The 16,789-nt window shown below is 69.6% G+C and carries 13 protein-coding genes; 7 read left to right on the top strand and 6 right to left on the bottom strand.

Annotation, left to right across the window (positions count from 1 at the left end):
- Positions 1 to 4: 4 nt before the first annotated feature.
- Positions 5 to 1,711: a DEAD/DEAH box helicase gene (locus tag IPM43_10325; GenBank protein QQS23822.1), complete on the top strand. Its 1,707-nt coding sequence runs from the start codon at positions 5 to 7 to the stop codon at positions 1,709 to 1,711.
- A 22-nt stretch (positions 1,712 to 1,733) separates the two neighbouring features.
- Here the strand turns inward: IPM43_10325 and IPM43_10320 are convergent, their stop codons facing one another.
- Both IPM43_10320 and IPM43_10315 read right to left on the bottom strand, forming a co-directional pair.
- On the bottom strand, positions 1,734 to 2,360 hold the full coding sequence (locus IPM43_10320; protein QQS23821.1) for a helix-turn-helix domain-containing protein: 627 nt from the start codon (positions 2,358 to 2,360) through the stop codon (positions 1,734 to 1,736).
- 6 nt (positions 2,361 to 2,366) lie between these two features.
- On the bottom strand, positions 2,367 to 3,794 hold the full coding sequence (locus tag IPM43_10315; protein QQS23820.1) for a multicopper oxidase domain-containing protein: 1,428 nt from the start codon (positions 3,792 to 3,794) through the stop codon (positions 2,367 to 2,369).
- Between the two features lie 215 nt (positions 3,795 to 4,009).
- On the opposite strand from IPM43_10315, the gene IPM43_10310 reads away from it, so the two are divergent.
- Both IPM43_10310 and IPM43_10305 read left to right on the top strand, forming a co-directional pair.
- A complete protein-coding gene (locus IPM43_10310; protein QQS23819.1) occupies positions 4,010 to 5,212 on the top strand; it encodes an LLM class flavin-dependent oxidoreductase in 1,203 nt (400 codons plus the stop codon).
- Between the two features lie 24 nt (positions 5,213 to 5,236).
- Positions 5,237 to 5,794: a TIGR03086 family protein gene (locus IPM43_10305; GenBank protein QQS23818.1), complete on the top strand. Its 558-nt coding sequence runs from the start codon at positions 5,237 to 5,239 to the stop codon at positions 5,792 to 5,794.
- A gap of 43 nt (positions 5,795 to 5,837) precedes the next feature.
- Here IPM43_10305 and IPM43_10300 read toward each other — a convergent pair whose 3' ends face one another.
- Both IPM43_10300 and IPM43_10295 read right to left on the bottom strand, forming a co-directional pair.
- A complete protein-coding gene (locus IPM43_10300) occupies positions 5,838 to 6,503 on the bottom strand; it encodes a VTT domain-containing protein (GenBank protein ID QQS26425.1) in 666 nt (221 codons plus the stop codon).
- Between the two features lie 13 nt (positions 6,504 to 6,516).
- Positions 6,517 to 9,018, bottom strand: a complete 2,502-nt coding sequence (locus IPM43_10295) for a sodium-translocating pyrophosphatase (protein QQS26424.1) — start codon at positions 9,016 to 9,018, stop codon at positions 6,517 to 6,519.
- Between the two features lie 190 nt (positions 9,019 to 9,208).
- Between IPM43_10295 and IPM43_10290 the strand changes: the two genes are divergently transcribed.
- Positions 9,209 to 10,186: a magnesium transporter CorA family protein gene (locus IPM43_10290; protein ID QQS23817.1), complete on the top strand. Its 978-nt coding sequence runs from the start codon at positions 9,209 to 9,211 to the stop codon at positions 10,184 to 10,186.
- Here the strand turns inward: IPM43_10290 and IPM43_10285 are convergent.
- Positions 10,142 to 10,408: a hypothetical protein gene (locus IPM43_10285; protein QQS23816.1), complete on the bottom strand. Its 267-nt coding sequence runs from the start codon at positions 10,406 to 10,408 to the stop codon at positions 10,142 to 10,144. The genes IPM43_10290 and IPM43_10285 overlap by 45 nt on opposite strands.
- A gap of 70 nt (positions 10,409 to 10,478) precedes the next feature.
- Here IPM43_10285 and IPM43_10280 point away from each other — a divergent pair, with 70 nt between their 5' ends.
- Genes IPM43_10280 through IPM43_10270 form a run of 3 tightly spaced genes read left to right on the top strand, consistent with a single transcriptional unit; the run spans position 10,479 to position 12,918 of the window.
- Positions 10,479 to 11,498, top strand: a complete 1,020-nt coding sequence (locus IPM43_10280) for a LysR family transcriptional regulator (protein ID QQS23815.1) — start codon at positions 10,479 to 10,481, stop codon at positions 11,496 to 11,498.
- Complete coding sequence (locus IPM43_10275) at positions 11,495 to 12,409, top strand: trypsin-like peptidase domain-containing protein (protein ID QQS23814.1); 915 nt, start codon at positions 11,495 to 11,497, stop codon at positions 12,407 to 12,409. Before IPM43_10280 ends, IPM43_10275 begins: the two co-directional genes overlap by 4 nt.
- Before the next feature lie 32 nt (positions 12,410 to 12,441).
- A complete protein-coding gene (locus IPM43_10270; protein QQS23813.1) occupies positions 12,442 to 12,918 on the top strand; it encodes an NUDIX hydrolase in 477 nt (158 codons plus the stop codon).
- Between the two features lie 12 nt (positions 12,919 to 12,930).
- On the opposite strand, the gene hrpA is transcribed toward IPM43_10270, so the two are convergent.
- Positions 12,931 to 16,740, bottom strand: coding sequence for an ATP-dependent RNA helicase HrpA (gene hrpA / locus IPM43_10265; GenBank protein QQS23812.1), 3,810 nt, complete (start codon positions 16,738 to 16,740; stop codon positions 12,931 to 12,933).
- Positions 16,741 to 16,789: the final 49 nt, after the last annotated feature.

The raw sequence follows: 16,789 nt of genomic DNA, 5'->3' as shown, positions 1-16,789 counted from the left end.
AGCCGTGGACGACGAGAGCGGCACGGCCGCACCCGGATTCGAGGCCCTCGGGCTGCGTGAAGAGCTGCTGACCGCCCTCGTCGCGCTCGGCTACGAAGAGCCGACCCCCATCCAGCGCGCAGCGATCCCGCACCTCCTCGCCGGCGACGACCTGCTCGGCCAGGCCGCCACGGGCACCGGCAAGACGGCGGCGTTCGCGCTGCCGCTGCTGCACCGCCTCACCGAGGAGCTCCGTTCCCGCTCCGGTCCCGTCGGGCTGATCCTGGTGCCCACGCGTGAGTTGGCGATGCAGGTGTCCGAGGCGACGTACAAGTACGGCCACGGGCTGGGCGCGCGGGTGGTGCCGATCTACGGCGGCCAGCACATCGGGCGCCAACTCGACGCCTTGCGGCGCGGCGCCGACATCGTCGTCGCCAGCCCTGGCCGGGCGCTCGACCACATCCGCCGCGGCACGCTCAAGTTGGACGGCATCCAAGTGGTGGTGCTCGACGAGGCCGACGAGATGCTGGACATGGGCTTCGCCGAGGACATCGAGGCGATCCTGGCCGAGACGCCGGCGAGCCGTCAGACGATCCTGTTCTCGGCCACGCTGCCACCGCGCATCGACGCCATCGCGCGGCGCCACCTGCGCAATCCGGTACGCATCCAGATCGAGGCCGCCGCGCGGGAGACCGGCACGGCTCCGTTGGTGCGCCAGAGCGCGTACGTGGTGCCCCGCTTCCACAAGCCGGCCGCGCTCGGCCGCATCCTCGACGTCGAGGCACCGACGGCGGCGATCGTGTTCTGCCGCACCCGCGGTGAGGTCGACCAACTGACCGAGACCCTGAACGGGCGGGGCTACAGGGCCGAGGCACTGCACGGCGGGATGGACCAGGACCAGCGCGACCGGGTGATGGGCAGGCTGCGCAACGGCACCGCCGAACTGCTCGTGGCCACCGACGTCGCGGCCCGCGGACTCGACATCGACCACCTCACGCACGTCGTCAACTACGAGGTGCCCTCGGACGCCGATGCTTACGTGCACCGCATCGGTCGCGTCGGGCGCGCCGGGCGGGAAGGCACCGCGATCACGCTGGCCGAGCCCCGCGAGCAGCGCCTGCTGCAGAACATCGAACGGATCACCAAGCAGAAGATCGCGATCGCGAAGATCCCGACCGTCGCCGACCTGCGCGCGAAGCAGATGGAGCAGACGCTCGACACGGTGCGAGATGCGCTCGGGGCCGACGACCTCGAGCAGTTCGCCCGCCTGCTCGACGTGTTGAACGAGAACCACGACCTGGCAGACATCGCGCTCGCCGCGCTGAAGTTGGCCCACGAGTCCACCGGGGCAATGCTCGACGAGGCCGAGATCCCCGACCTCGCCGCCTCGTGGGACCGGCCTGCGGGTGGCAAGCGCGCCGAGCGCACTGAACGCCCCGACCGCGAGGGCGGCGGCAAGCGGCAGCTCTCCGACAGCCAGCGGACCGCGCGGATCTACGTCGGTGCGGGCCGCGCGTCGAAGGTGCGTCCACAGGACCTGGTCGGCGCGATCGCGAACGAGACGCGTCTCACCGGGCGTGACATCGGTGCGATCAAGGTCGGCGAGCACTCCTCTACCGTCGAGATCCCCGAGTCGGCCGTCGACGAGGTGCTCGCGGCGATGAGCCGTACCTCGATCCGCGGCAAGCGGGTGACCGTGCGCCGGTACCTCGAGGGTGGCGCACGGAACTGACCAAGCGGTCGCGCGCGCCGGATCAGGTCGTGCGGATCACGATCCGGCAGCCACCCTCGTGAGGTTCACGTACGTGGAGACACTCGATGACCACCCCGCCGGCGGCCTCGGCGAGGCCTTCGGCCACTCCGAGGTGCAGGTCGCAGATCGTTTCCGGATCGCTCGCGGCGACCTCGGCGAAAGGACACGTCCGCAGCACCACGTCTGCGCCGCCGAGTCGCTTCTCGACGACCGGGTCGAAGCCGAGCCGCCCGGCCTCGTCGCTGATCAGATCGAACGCGTCGGTGCCGGGTGAGGCAGCCTCGGCCGCGTTGGCCGCAGCTCTTACCCCGGCGCGCCGTCCGGCCTCGCGCGCATGGAGGCGATCGCGCACTGCAGCGACGAGCAGCATCGAGAGCGTCTGGTAAGGCGGTATGGGGCGGGGCATCGCCCGGAAGATGTAGTGGGGACGCCCACGGCCACGTGGCGCGGCCCGTTCGGCCCTGACCAGTCCCGCTTCGGCGAGGCTGCGCAGGTGGACGCGCACCGTCGTGTGGTGCACCCCCAACGCGGCGGCGATATCCGCCGCGTCGAGGGGGCCTCCGGCGGAAAGCAGCTCGTAGACCCGAGCCTGCGTCCCGCCGGGCGCGGTGGCGTCGTCGACCGGCATCGGCGCTCAGTGACCGCCGAGAGCGGACGTGTCGGCGTCGCCGGCGGCGAAGAAGCCGAGGGCTCCCTTGCTCGCGTTGGCGAACTTGTGCGTCACGAAGGGGTAGAGGCCGTCTTCGGCGAAGGTGAACTCGACGAAGCCGCCCTGGGACGGCTGCAGGTCGAGCGCCTGGGAGCCGCCCTGGGACTCGTCGGGCGACAACGTGTACGCGCCCTCCTTGAACACGGTGTCGAAGATAGTGCCGACGATGTGGAAGGCGGAGTTCTCGCTCGGGCCGTCGTCGACCACCCACACCCGGTAACGCTCGTTCACCTCGACGTGGATCGGGGCGTGCACGTACTGGTTGTAGTAGCCGTTGAACACCACCGCGTCCCAGTCCTCGCCGAGCATCTTCGTGAGGTCTCCGGGCTGACCCTCTGGGCCGAGGTACAGCTCGCTCTGCGTGATGACGAACTCCTCGGCGACCGGCGGGAGGTCGGGCGGGTCGATGATGATCGCCCCGAACATGCCGTTGCCGATGTGGTGCAGGGCGGGAGCGGTGCCGCAGTGGTACATGTACGCGCCGGCCTTCGTGGCCTCGAACTCGTACACCAGCTCCTCACCCGATGCGATCGTGCGCATCTCGTCGTCCCAGGCGACCATGCTGGCGTGGAAGTCGATCGAATGGCCGATCGAGCCTTCGTTGCGCAGCGTCACCCGAAACGTGTCGCCGAGCTTGCCGCGCAGGATCGGTCCGGGGGCCGAGCCGTTGAACACCCACATCTCCTGGGTGACGCCCGGTGCGACCTCGATCACCGTCTCGCTCGCGACCAACTCGATCTCGTGCACCGTGGCGGCTTCCGCTGCGGGCAGCACCGGATCGCGGGCCACCCAGTCGGCTCCGGGGGTGGCCGCCGAGTCGATCGTCGCGTAGTCGCCCTCCGCGGACGTGTCCCCACCGTCGGTCCCGTGATCGCCGCCCTCGGAACCGGCGACGACGATGTCCATCACCATCCCCGCCGCCTTGTGACCCGCGACCGTGCACCACGCCTGCGTCGACGCAGGGAACGGGCCGATCGTGATCGTCTCCTCGGCGCCGGGATCGAGCATCTCGGTACCGTCGGTCCCGTCGACCTTCAGGTCGTGGGCCATCGTGCCGGCGTTCGTCACGTGCAGGGTGATCTCGGTGTCGGCGGGTACCTCGATCGTGGCCGGACGGATGTAGAGCTCGCCGAGCTCGATCTCGAACTCGGTCTCGCCGGCTGGCGTCTCGGGGTCCTCGCCGTTGGAGCCGCCCGACTCGGCCCCGGCCGACGAGTCGGTCATCCCGGCCACGACGCCGATCACGGCGACGACGAGCGCGATGAGCCCGATCAGGCAGGAAACGACCCACCACGCGGTGTGTGAGGTGGTGCCGTTGCCCGAGGAAGCGGGCGCTGGATCCGACGAGGTCATGAGGAAGCTCCATTTTTTAGAGGTCGGATCCAAATTATTCGCAGAAGACGCCGACAGCAAAGGGACCAACGTCACGAATCGACAGGTCTGGTGCGCCGCGCTGGCCGACCGCGCGGCCGGGCGTGCGTTTGCCGCCGCGGTGCTTAATGGCCTACATTACTTGCGCTCCCGAAGGTGGAGCTCTGCGTTCGACTCGTTCCCAAGGGGGCCTCCACATGGAGTTCGGAATCTTCTTCAACGGCTACCTCCCCGGTCCCGCCGCCCACGACGCGGCAGCCGAGCACCTGATGCTGATGCGCGAGATGGAGTACGCCGTCCTCGCCGATCAGTGCAACTGGAAGTACGCATGGTTCGGCGAGCACCACGCCCTCACCGAGTACTCCCACATGTCGGCGCCGGCCCCCGTGATGGGCTACGTCGCGGCGAAGACCTCCCGCATCCACATCGGCACCGCGATCACCTCGCTGCCGCCGATCAAGGAGCACCCGGTCCGCATCGCCGAGATGGCGGCGATGATGGACCACATCTCCGAGGGCCGGTTCGAGTTCGGCACCGGCCGCGGGGCCGGCAGCCACGAGGTGGCCTCGTTCAGCGGTCTGCGAACCGACGAGACGAAGGCGATGTGGGACGAGGTCGCCCGGGAGATCCCCCGCATGTGGGAGCAGCGTGACTACGAGTACAACGGCGAGTTCTTCAGCGTGCCCACCCCGCACAACGTGTTGCCCAAGCCCTATGGCAAGGGTCACCCCCCGATCTGGGTGGCGTGCGGCAACCCGGGCACGTTCGCGAAGGCCGGCGCCCACGGCATCGGCGCGATCGCGTTCAACTTCGAGCCGATCCACAACCTGCGCGGCAGGGTCGAGGCGTACAAGGAAGCGATCCAGGACGTCACCGACCAGATCGGCCAGTACAAGAACGACAACGTGATGATGACGAACGCGTGCATCTGCTTGAAGGACCGCGAGCGGGCCCGCGAGATCGCGAAGAAGCGCACCGGCTACCGGGTGACGATGGTGAACCTGTACCACGACACGATGCCGAAGTCGCCCGACGCGATCGTCTGGCCCAATCCTCCCCAGAAGGTGGAGTGGACCGACGAGATGCTCGACCACGCCATCAGCGGCGGCCACATCTTGTGCGGCACGCCCGAAGAGGTGTGTGAGCAGCTCGAGGCCTACCGCTCCGTCGGCTGCGACCAGGTCGTGTTCGGCGTGCCCGACGAGGGCTACAGCCACGACGAGGTGCAGGAGATGATCGAGGTCTTCGGCAACGAGGTGATTCCCGAGTTCGATCGCGACCCGGTGCACTCCACCACCCGTTATCGCGAGAACGCAGTGGCGAAGTACCCCGAGTTCGCCCACGCGGTGCCCGAAGACGTCAACCGCGCTGAGCCCCCGGTCTACCCCGTCAGCGTCTAGGCGGGGTCGGCCTATGCTCGGCCGATGACCACCGCCAACCTCGAAAGAGCCATTGCCAACGCTCGGTCCGTTCTCGCCAACGTGCGGGCCGACCAGCTCCACGACTCCACGCCCTGCGCCTCGTGGGACGTGTCAGGCTTGATCAACCATCTAGTGGGTGGGGCGAACTGGTTCGCCGACAACATGACCGGCGGAGAGACCGCGGAGGCCGACTACGCCGCGGGCGACTACCTCGCCGCCTACGACACCGCGGCGCAGCGAGCCGTGGAGGCCTTCTCGGCCGACGGGGCGATGCAGCAGATGGTGCAGCTCCCCTTCGGCACCTTCCCCGGCATCGCGTTCATGGGCCTGGCCACCACCGACACGTTCACCCACACGTGGGATCTGGCTCGCGCTACCGGTCAGGACGCCGGCGCGCTCGATCCCGAGCTCGCCGCGCAGTTGCTCGGCCAGGCCAAAGCGACCATCCCCGACGCCTTCCGCGGCGCCGACGGCGCGGCGCCGTTCGGGCCGCAGACCCCGGTGGCCGAGGACGCGCCGGCGGCCGACCAGCTAGCGGCGTTCCTCGGGCGCAACGTGTAGACGACCAGGTTGTCGGCCCGGGTCGTCGACCCGGGCCGACGTCCTAGCGGACGTCGTCGTCGGGCACCAGCAGCGGCTCGGCCTGTAGACCGTCGATCGGTTCGGCCGGCGCGGCGTCGGCGCGCCGGTGCCTCAGGTGTTCGATCACCACCGGCGCGAGCGAAGCGAGCACGATCACGCCGATGATCGGCAACAGGAACTTGTCGACCGTCTCGGCGCCGATGACCTCGCCCGCGAAGAACCCGAGCAGAGTCACCCCCACCGCCCAGCCGATGCCGCCGACGACGTTGTAGGTGGTGAACTTGCGCCTGTCCATCTTGCCCACGCCGGCGAGCACCGGGGCGAACGTGCGCACGATCGGCACGAACCGGGCGAGCACGATGGTGCGCGGACCGTGGCGCTCGAAGAAGTCCTGCGCGCGGTGGAGATGGGCCTGTTTGAACAAGCGCCCGTCGGGGCGGCGCTCCAGCGCCGGACCGACCCGGCGGCCGATCGTGTAGCCGAGCTGGTCGCCGAGGATCGCGGCGATCGTGCAACCGACGAGAACGACGCTGAGCCGCAGGTCGCCCTTCGACGCGAACACGCCGGCGGTGAAGAGCAGCGAATCACCCGGCAGGAAGAACCCGACGAGCAGACCCGTCTCGACGAACACGATCGCGAACAGCAGCACGTAGCTGCCGGTCTCGATCAGCTGGGTCGGGTCGAGCAGTCCGAGCACCGTGTCAGGCTAGATCGGGATTGGACTCGCCACTCGGCAGAGGTAGCGAGTCACGGACCTTCAGCAGGTCGTCGCGCAGATCGGCCTCTTCGTGGCCGAGGCAATCGAGCCACTGGTCGATCGCGGAGCGCATGATGGCGTCGCGGTTGCCCTTGCGCACCTCGGGCGCGAGTGCTGCTGCCTCGCTCGGCGCACCACCGCTGACCTCGATCTCCGCCGAACGCTTCGACCAGGCGATCGCGCCGAGCAACACGACGAGCGCCACGCCGGAGATCGCGTAGCGGGCGACCTCGTTGTCGTCGAGCGTGATGATCGCCGGCAGGATGAGCAACGAGACCAGGTTCATCACCTTGATCAACGGGTTGAGCGCCGGCCCGGCGGTGTCCTTGAAGGGGTCGCCGACGGTGTCGCCGATGACGGCGGCCTTGTGGGCCTCCGAGCCCTTGCCGCCCTCGTTGCCGTCCTCGATGAACTTCTTCGCGTTGTCCCAGGCCCCGCCGGAGTTGGACAAGAAGTTCGCCATCAGCTGACCGGTGAGGATCACCGCGGCAAGGAACGCTCCGAGCGCGAAGACGTTGATCCCGAACCCGATGATCACCGGGGTCAGCACGGCGAGGAGGGCCGGAGTTGCCAGCTCGCGCAGAGAGGCGGTGGTGCAGATGTCGATCACCGGCCCGTAGTCCGGGCGGCGGGTGCCGGCCATGATCTGGCCGTCGGCGAACTGACGACGCACCTCGTTGACCACCGTGCCCGCAGTGCGCCCGACGGCGCGGATGGCGAGCGAGCTGAAGATGAACGCGATCGAGCCGCCGACGAGCAAGCCGATGAACGTCGTCGGGTTCGAGACGCTGATCGGGAACGCGTCGAACACCGTCTGACCGGCGTTCTCCAGTTCCTCGATGCCCGCGGCACCGAGCGTCTCGTTGGCGATCGTCTCGACGAACGAGGCGAAGAGGGCGACGGCGGCGATGACCGCAGAGCCGATCGCGAAGCCCTTCGTGACGGCCTTCGTGGTGTTGCCGACGGCGTCGAGGCTGACCATGATCCGCTCCGGCTCGCCGTGGAACTCACCGGACATCTCCGCGATGCCGGCGGCGTTGTCGGCGACCGGGCCGAAGGTGTCCTCGGAGACGACCACGCCCGTCGTCGAGAGCATGCCCATTCCGCAGAGGGCGACGAGGTAGAAGGAGAACTGCACGTTGCCGCCACCGAGGATCACGGCGCCGCCGATGGCGAGGGCCACAGCGATGATCGCCCAGGCCGACGACTCGAGGCCCGAGCTGATCCCCGACAGCACGGTCGTGGCCGGACCGGTGCGCGCGGAGCGGGCGATCTCTTGCACCGGCGCGGTCTCGGTCGACGTGAAGTACTCGGTGATCCGGCTCGCCGCCTGGGCGAGCACGAGGCCGATCAGCACCGCGCCGAACATGCGCCAGCCCGGGTTGGACAGGTTGTCGGCTTCGTTGCCGACGTACAGCAGCGCCACCAACCCGGTGCCGACCACGGTCAACAGCCCGGCGGTGAGGAAGCCTCGGTTGATCGGCGCCATCGCGGACGAATCCGACGGCTTGGCCCGCACGGCATACACGCCGACGATCGACGCCAGGACGCCGATGGCGCGGGCGGCGACGGGGAAGATCAGGCCGAGGGCGGGATTGGCACCGATCGAGTTGAAGGCCGCCACGCCGAGGATGATCGACGCCACGAGGGTGACCTCGTAGCTCTCGAACAGGTCGGCTGCCATACCGGCGCAGTCGCCGACGTTGTCACCCACGTTGTCGGCGATCGTGGCCGGGTTGCGGGGGTCGTCTTCGGGGATGCCCACCTCGATCTTGCCGACGAGGTCGGCGCCGACGTCCGCGGCCTTGGTGAAGATGCCGCCACCGACACGCAGGAAGAGGGCGAGGAGCGACCCTCCGAAGCCGAACCCGACGAGGATCGCCGAGCTCGTGTTCTGGAACAACATGATGATCACCGTCGCTCCGAACAGCCCGAGCCCGACGGTGAACATGCCGGCGACGCCACCGGTGCGGAACGCGACGTGCAACGCCTCGGCCATCGAGCCGCTGCGGGCCGCCTCGGCGGTGCGGACGTTGCCGCGCACCGCGAGGTTCATGCCGATGAAGCCGGTGAGCCCGGACATCAGGCAGCCGGCGAGGAAGGCGAGCGTACGGAAGAGACCGGACTGGGCGAAGCTGAGCGCGCTCGATCCGTCTGGTCTGTCGATCGCGGTCGACGTGAGGAAGACGATCGCCGCGAGCGGGATCAGGATGAAGCTGATCGTGCGGAACTGGCGGCGCAGGTACGCGCTCGCGCCCTCCTGGATCGCCTTCGCGATCTCGACCATCTTCGGCGTGCCCGTGGGAGCGGCGAGCACTCCCCGCATCAGCGAGAACCCGACGGCGATCGCCACGAGCGCCGTGACCGCGCTGAAGATCAGCCACCACCACTCCGCGCCGCCCAATTCGAACGTCTGGTATCCGCCTTCGGCGGCGATGATCGGAATGCCCACGTATCCTCCTGCGTACGGCGGTCGGCGTCGATCCGACCGGTGTCCCCTCGGTCTTGCGACCGGGGCTCACGTGGAGATGCAACACCACGTCGCGAGCGGCCGGCAATCTACACGGGGAGAGCCTCGCGGCGCATACTCTCGCCGTCGACAACGTGCCGACGCACCGGCACGAGGAGGCTCTCGCATGGATCGAATCCGCAGCCGCGCCTACCGGCAGGGGCGTCTCGTCGATCAGGACTTCCCGCTGGAGACGGTCTCGGACCACCTCGCGGTCGACGACACGATCCTGTGGGTCGACCTCTGCGCTCCGACGGCTGCGGAGATGCACCTCCTGGCCGACGAACTCGACCTGCACGAGCTGGCGGTGGAGGACGCCCTCGGGCCGCACCAGCGCCCCAAGCTCGACCACTACGCCGGCCATCTCTTCGTCGCCTGTCATGCCGTGCGGGTCGACCGGGAGCAGCACGTGCTGGTCGAGACGGAAGTCGACGCGTTCATGGACCGGCGCTGGCTGATCACGGTCAGAAAGGACGCCGGGTTCGACATCGAGCACGTGCTCGCCCGCTGGGACCGTTCCGCGGAGCTCGCCGAGCACGGCGTCAGCTACCTGCTGTACGGGGTGCTCGACGTGATCATCGACGGCTACTTCGACGCGGTGGCCGAGTTCGACGACTACTTCGACGAGGTCAGCGAGCTGCTGTTCGAAGAGAAGCCGATGGACCCGGCGCAACAGCGGGAGTGGTTCAACATGCGGCGGGCGTTCGTGCGCCTGCACCGCACCGTGGTGCCGACCCGTGAGCTCGTCAGCGGGTTGATGCGTCGTGAGCACGACGCGGTGCCCGAGACCCTGTACCCGTACTTCCAAGACCTCTACGACCACGTGCTGCGCGCGACGGAGTCCACGGAAGCACTGCGCGACCTCGCGGCGACCATCGTCGAGACCAACCTCAGCCTGCGCGACTACCGCCAGAACCAGGTGATGAAGAAGGTGACGAGCTGGGCCGCGATCATCGCCGTGCCCACCTTGGTGTCGGGGTTCTACGGGATGAACGTGCCCTATCCGGGATCAAACCACTCGGGCGGTGTGCTGGCCGCGGTGCTGCTGATGGTGTTGCTCTCAGGCAGCCTCTACGTGCTGTTCCGACGCCGGGACTGGCTCTAGCCCCCGCCGCGAACAGCCCGCGACTGCCTCGGCGAGGCGGCCGAACGCCCTTTCCCGGACCACCGCGGCGAGTCCACCGTCGGTCACGATCCGCGCCTCCGCGCAGGCCACACCCAGCTCACGCGCCGCCGCCGCGAGACGGGCCACCGGCACTGCGTGGGCGTCGATGCCGTGCTCGGCGACGGCCCACCCGAGATCGGACAGCGGCTGCAGACGTTCCATCACTTCTTCTCCCTGACTCTTCGTCAGTCCCACGGTACGGACACCCGTGGTTAATTAAAAGCGATCATCAATGGTTCTGACCATCAGTCGGGCTTATCATGAGCGGATGCTGCAGGACCTCGAGCTGCGCCACCTCATCGCGCTGCGTTCGGTCGTTCGCGAGGGCGGCTTCGCGCGGGCGGCGGACCGCCTCGGCTACACCCAATCGGCCGTCAGCCAGCAGATCGCGGCGCTCGAACGGGCGGTCGGAGCGGCGGTGTTCGACCGGCCCGGGGGACCCCGACCCGTCGAGCTGACGCCGTTCGGGCGACTGCTGCTCGGCCACGCCGACGACATCCTCACCCGGGTGGCGGCGATCTCCGACGACATCGACCGCTTCCGCGCGGGAGAGGCGGGCCGGCTGGACATCGGCACGTTCCAGAGCGTCTCGGTGGAGCTGCTGCCGCGGATCATCGGGCTGCTGCGCGCCGAGCGTCCCGGCATCGAGATCCGCCTGACGGAAGCCGACGACCCCCAAGAGCTGGCCGATCTTGTCCGCGCGGGTGAGCTCGATTTCAGCTTCATCACCGGCGACTTCGACGCGTCCGCGCTCGACACTGTCGCGCTGGGCGAGGATCCTTTCGTCGCCGTCACCCGGCACGGCTGGCTCGACGGCGTCGCACCCGGCGGGCCGATCGCCACGCGCGAGCTGCTGTCGGCGCCGCTCATCGGACAGAACGACGGTGCCTGCCAGCGCACCATCGACCGCGGGCTCGCCGCCTCCGGCACCGAGCCTGCGTACGTGTTCCGCAGCAACGACAACAGCGCGGTGCAGGCGATGGTGCGCGCCGGCATGGGAGCGGCCTTGCTGCCGCTGCTCGCCGTCGACATCGACGATCCTCGCATCGAGGTGCACCCGATCGACCCGCCCATCCCCGACCGGGTGATCTCGATCATCCGCCGCCACGGGCGCTCGAGTGCTCCCGCCGCGGAGCGCTTCGTCGAGCTCGCGTGTGATGCCTGGGCCTCGATCGCCGGGCAGCGCTCACGTAGAGCTCTCACCTCGCCCACGGCTGACTCCGATCTCGCGGGCCGATCATCGGGGGTATGAGGACCTTCGACGAGATCACCTTCGACCCCGGCCTGTTCGACGACGCTTGGCCGGCACCGCCGCCGCCTCCCCCGCCGGAGCCGCCGCGCCGCACCGCGAACCGCGGGCGGCGGGCACTCGCGCTCTCGGCCGTGGTCGTCACCATGGCCGGCATCTCACTCGGTTCGGGCTACCTCGGTGGCCGGCTGGCCGGCGCGGGCGACGCGACGACGCCCGCCACGACGACCGCCGCGGCTGCTCAGGCCACCGAGGTCAGCCACGACACCTCCGCGATGGACGTCTCCGCAGTGCTCGACGCCGTCGGGGCATCGGTGGTCTCGATCGACACCGTGGTCACGGTGGATCGCGGGCCTTTCCGCGGGCAGAGCGCCGGGGCCGGCACGGGGGTGGTGATCGACGCGAGCGGCGGCTACATCCTGACGAACGCCCATGTCGTCGAGGGCGCGACGAGCATCACCATCACCGTCGGCGATTCCGCACCGCGTCTCGCGACCATCGTCGGCTCCGACGAAGCCCAGGACATCGCCGTTCTCCACGTGGAAGACACGTCGGGGCTGGTCGCCGCTCCCCTCGGCACGTCGACGAACCTGGCCGTGGGCGACAGCGTGCTGGCCATCGGCAACGCATTGGCCCTCGAAGGGGGGATGACCGTCACCCAGGGCATCGTCTCCGCACTCGACCGATCGATCGAGACCAGCTCGGGAAGCCTCGACGGTCTGGTCCAGACCGACGCCGCGATCAGCTCGGGCAACTCCGGCGGGGCGCTCGTGAGCTCGTCGGGCGAGGTCGTCGGGATCAACACCGCCGTCGCGGCGAGCTACGCCGGAGTGTCGGTGTCGAACATCGGCTTCGCGATCCCGATCGACGACGCGATGGCGATCGCGCACGGTCTGATCGACACGTCGATCTGAGCGCAGCCATCGAGGTGCGCGATCATCGAGGCATGGGAGTCCGTGACGGCGACGGTTGGGTGGCATGCGCGTGCGGCCGTCCGCACTGGGGGCTCTACGGCGCGGCCGGGTTGCTGCTGGTGCGCCGTGACCTCGCCGAGCCCCACGTACTGCTCCAGCTACGGGCGCCGTGGACCCACGGCGGAGGCACCTGGGCGCTACCCGGTGGCGCGATCGACTCGCACGAGGATTCCGTCACCGCCGCGCTGCGCGAGGCGCACGAGGAGGCCGGCGTCGACGCCACGGTCGTCGAAGTGACCGAGGTCTACTGCGACGACCACGGCAACTGGCGCTACGACACGGTGATCGCGCAGACCCACGGCGACGCCGGAGCGCACGCCGCGAACCACGAGTCCGAGGCGCTGCAGTGGGTGCTGCTCGCCGAGGTGGACGACTTCCCCCTCCATCCCGGGCTCGCCGCTTCGTGGCCGTCGCTGCACGCGCGCGTCGTGGCCGTGTGCGACGGCTGATCGGGCTGGTCGCTAGGCGCCGACCTCGCGCAGTGCGGCATCGATCCGGCGCACGCTGACCTGGCCGCGCACACCGAGCGACTGCGCGAAGAGCGCGATGCGCAGCTCTTCGAGCTGCCAGCCGAGCTCCACGACAGCAGGCGGTACCGGACGGTGGCCGAGACCGCGCACGTACTCGGCGTATCGGCGCTCGAGTGGCACGACCTCTGCCATGCGCCGTTGGTCGCGGCCCACCTCGCCGGCGATCCGCTCCAGACGGTGCTCGATGCCCCGCACGTAGCGGAGCACGTCCGGGAGGCGATCCACGCCAACCACCTGCACGAACCCGGCGCGCACCAGCCGGCGAAGCTGTGCCGCGGCGTCTGCGACGGTCTGCCGGAGTGACGGCGCGACCAGCCGGTCGAGGCGCTCCCGAAGGTCCGCGGCGAGGCAGACGACGGCCGCAGCCGTCACCAGCGCCTGCGCGGCGAGATCTGGCGCGCCGCGCCGGACGTCACCTTGCAGCTCCGCGAAGGCCGCCTCGTCCCACGGCAGCTCGCCGTGATCTGTCATCAGCTTGTCGACGGCGGCGACGGTGCAGTCCCGCGTGAGCTCGCCGAGCGTCACTTCGCGCGCCGCCCGGACGAGCTGTTGCGCCGATCCGGCACGCTTCACGACCGTGCGCACCGACGGTGCGACGCTCAGGACGAGCAATCGCCGCACACCTGCGCGCATCACCTGCTGCTGCAGATCGGCGTTGGTCAGCACGCGGAGCGACACGCTGTCGCCGTCGTCGAGCAACGCCGGGTAACCACGCACGACGTGGTCGCCGCGAGAGGTCTCGACCACACGGGGTAGCTCCCCGACGTCCCACTCGACGATGCCGCGCCGTTCGGCAAGTGGGGCCGCCGCGGCGATCGCGGCCCTCGCGGCCGACGCGAGGCGCCCCTTGATCGCCGCCAGGTCGAAGCCGGCATCGTGCACCTTGCCCTCGTCGTCCGCGACGACGAAGCCCATCCGCAGGTGAGCGGCCACGCCGGCCGGGTCGAACGCGGCCGGGTCGACCCCCGCACCGGCGACCACTTCGTCGAGCGCGCCGGCAAGGGCTTCGACGAGGGGGCGCCCACCTGGGGGTCCGAGACGCTCCGCAGCCGCCTGGGTGTTCTCGGCGAGCGGGATCAGGCGGCGGCGGAGGTCCTTCGGCAGCGTCCTCACGAGTGCCGCGACCAGCTCGGCCCGGTAGCCGGGGATCTGCCAGTCGAAGCCGTCTGCACTCACCTGGTTCAGCGCCGTCAGCGGGATGCGCACGCTCACCCCGTCGAGCGGCCCGCCCGGGTCGAAGCGGTAGGTCAACGCCAGCTCGAGGTGTTCGCCGGTGACCCAGGTGTCCGGGTAGTCGTCACGGCGGAAAGCGACGCCGCCGGCGCCGCCGACCACGTCGTCGGTGAGCTCCAACAGCTCCGGACGGTCCGCACGAGCCCGCTTCCACCAGCGGTCGAAGTGACGGATCGTCACCACCCCGTCGGGAACCCGGCTGTCGTAGAACTCGAACAGCGCCTCGTCGTCGAGCAGGTCACCGCGGCGCACACGCGCCTCCATCTCACGCACGTGAGCGACGAACTCCAGGTTGTGAGCCAAGAACCTGTGCCGTGCCACCCAAGGGCCTTCGACGTCGCGCTCGACGAGCGCGTGGCGCACGAACATCGCGCGCGCCTCGACCGGGTCGACCCGGTCGTAGCCGACGGTACGTCCGGCGACCACCGCCAGGCCGAACAGCGTCACCGTCTCGGAAGTCACCGCCGCCCCCCGCCGGGCGTCCCACCACGGCTCCCCGTACGAGCGCTTCACCAGATGGGCGCCGGCGTGCTCGGCCCACTCCGGCTTGATCGCCGCCACCCGGCGGGCCCACAGCCGGTTCGTCTCGACCAGCTCTGCGGCCATCACCCAGCGGCTGGACTGCTTGGCGAGCACCGACCCGCGCGCGATCGCGAACCGCCCGCCACGCGCGCCGCGGTAGTCACGACCCACGGGATCGCGCATGCCGACGTGGGAGAGCAGCCCGGTGAGCACGGCCTGGTGGACCCGGTCGGGATGGCCGGCCTCGGTGCCCGAGCGGATGCCCAACTCGCCCGATACCTGGCGGAGCTGGCTGAACACGTCCTGCCACTCACGCACCCGCAAGTAGTTGAGGTGCTCCGCGCGGCACAGCTTGCGGAACTGGTTCGAGCTCAGCTCACGCTGACGCTCGCGCAGGTAGTCCCACAGGGCGACGAGCGAGAGCAGGTCGGACCCGGCGACGTCGAACCGGCGGTGCATCAGCGCCGCCTCCTCGCGGGAGTCCTGCGGCCATTCACGTGGGTCCTGGATGGACAGCGCGGCGGCGATCACCATCACCTCGCGCACACAGCCCTGGTGCTCGGCCGCGACCACCATCCGCCCGAGTCGCGGGTCGATCGGCAAGCGGGCGAGCTGACGACCGACCGCCGTCAACCGGCGCACCCCGCTGTCCCGCGGCGCATCGGCTGCTTCGATCGCCGCCAGTTCTTCGAGCAGCAAGTAGCCGTCGCGCACCGACGCGGCATCGGGCGGCTCGACGAACGGGAACCGGGCGACGTCGCCGAGCCCGATCGCGGTCATCTGCAGGATCACCGACGCGAGGTTGGTGCGCAGGATCTCGGGTTCGGTGAACTCGGGGCGAGCAGCGAAGTCGTCTTCTTCGTACAGCCTGATGCAGATCCCCGGAGCCACCCGGCCGCACCGCCCCGCGCGTTGGTTCGCCGACGCCTGCGACACCGGTTCGATCGGGAGCTGCTGCACCTTCAGGCGCCGGCTGTAGCGCGAGAGGCGCGCCGTGCCGGCATCGACGACGTAGCGGATGCCCGGCACCGTCAACGACGTCTCCGCGATGTTCGTGCTGAGCACGATTCGCCGCGCCCGGTGGGGCAAGAAGATGCGGTGCTGCTCGACCGAGGAGAGCCGGGCGTAGAGAGGGAGCACTTCGGTGTGCGCAAGATCGAGGCGGCGCAAGGCGTCGGCGGTGTCGTGGATCTCACGCTCCCCGCTCAAGAACACGAGCACGTCACCGGGGCCGGCGTGACCCAGCTCGACCACCGCGTCGCAGATCGCCTGCACCTGGTCGCGGTCGTCGAAGGTGCCGTACGGGCGATAGCGCAACTCCACCGGGTAGCTCCGTCCGCTGATCTCGACCACCGGGGCCGGTACGCCGTCTCGCGCGAAGTGCGCCGCAAAGCGCTCGGTGTCGATGGTCGCCGAGGTGACGATCACCTTCAGGTCGGGACGTTTCGGGAGCAGCTGTCTCAGGTAGCCGAGGATGAAGTCGACGTTCAGGCTCCGCTCGTGGGCCTCGTCGACGATCAACGTGTCGTACCGGCGCAGCAGGCGGTCACGGTGCAGCTCGTTCAGCAGGATGCCGTCGGTCATCACCCGCACGAGCGTGGCTTCGCCGACGCGGTCGGTGAACCTCACGGTGTAACCCACCTCGTTGCCGAGGTCGGTGCCGAGCTCGTCGGCCACCCGCTGCCCGATGGTGCGTGCGGCGATCCGCCTCGGCTGCGTGTGCCCGATGATCCCGGCCACCCCGCGGCCGAGCTCCAGGCACAGCTTCGGCAGCTGGGTGCTCTTGCCCGAACCCGTCTCCCCGGCGACGATCACCACCTGGTGCTCGCCGATGGTTGCGAGCAGCTCGTCACGGCGATCGGTGATCGGGAGGGTCGCGGGGTACCGCAGACGGCCGTCGCGCAGGATCGCGTCGACAGCTTCGCGTCGGCGCGGCGCCGCGCGCGTCGGCGAGGACGGTTCGGGGCGAGGGGTTCGAGATGCCATGCGTAGAGGTGAGCGTCCGGGTTCGGCCTTAACGCAGCATCGCACCTAC

The sequence above is a fragment of the Actinomycetota bacterium genome (genome assembly GCA_016700055.1).
Lineage (GTDB): Bacteria > Actinomycetota > Acidimicrobiia > Acidimicrobiales > Ilumatobacteraceae > Kalu-18.
This window is presented reverse-complemented; position numbering and strand designations above follow the sequence as displayed.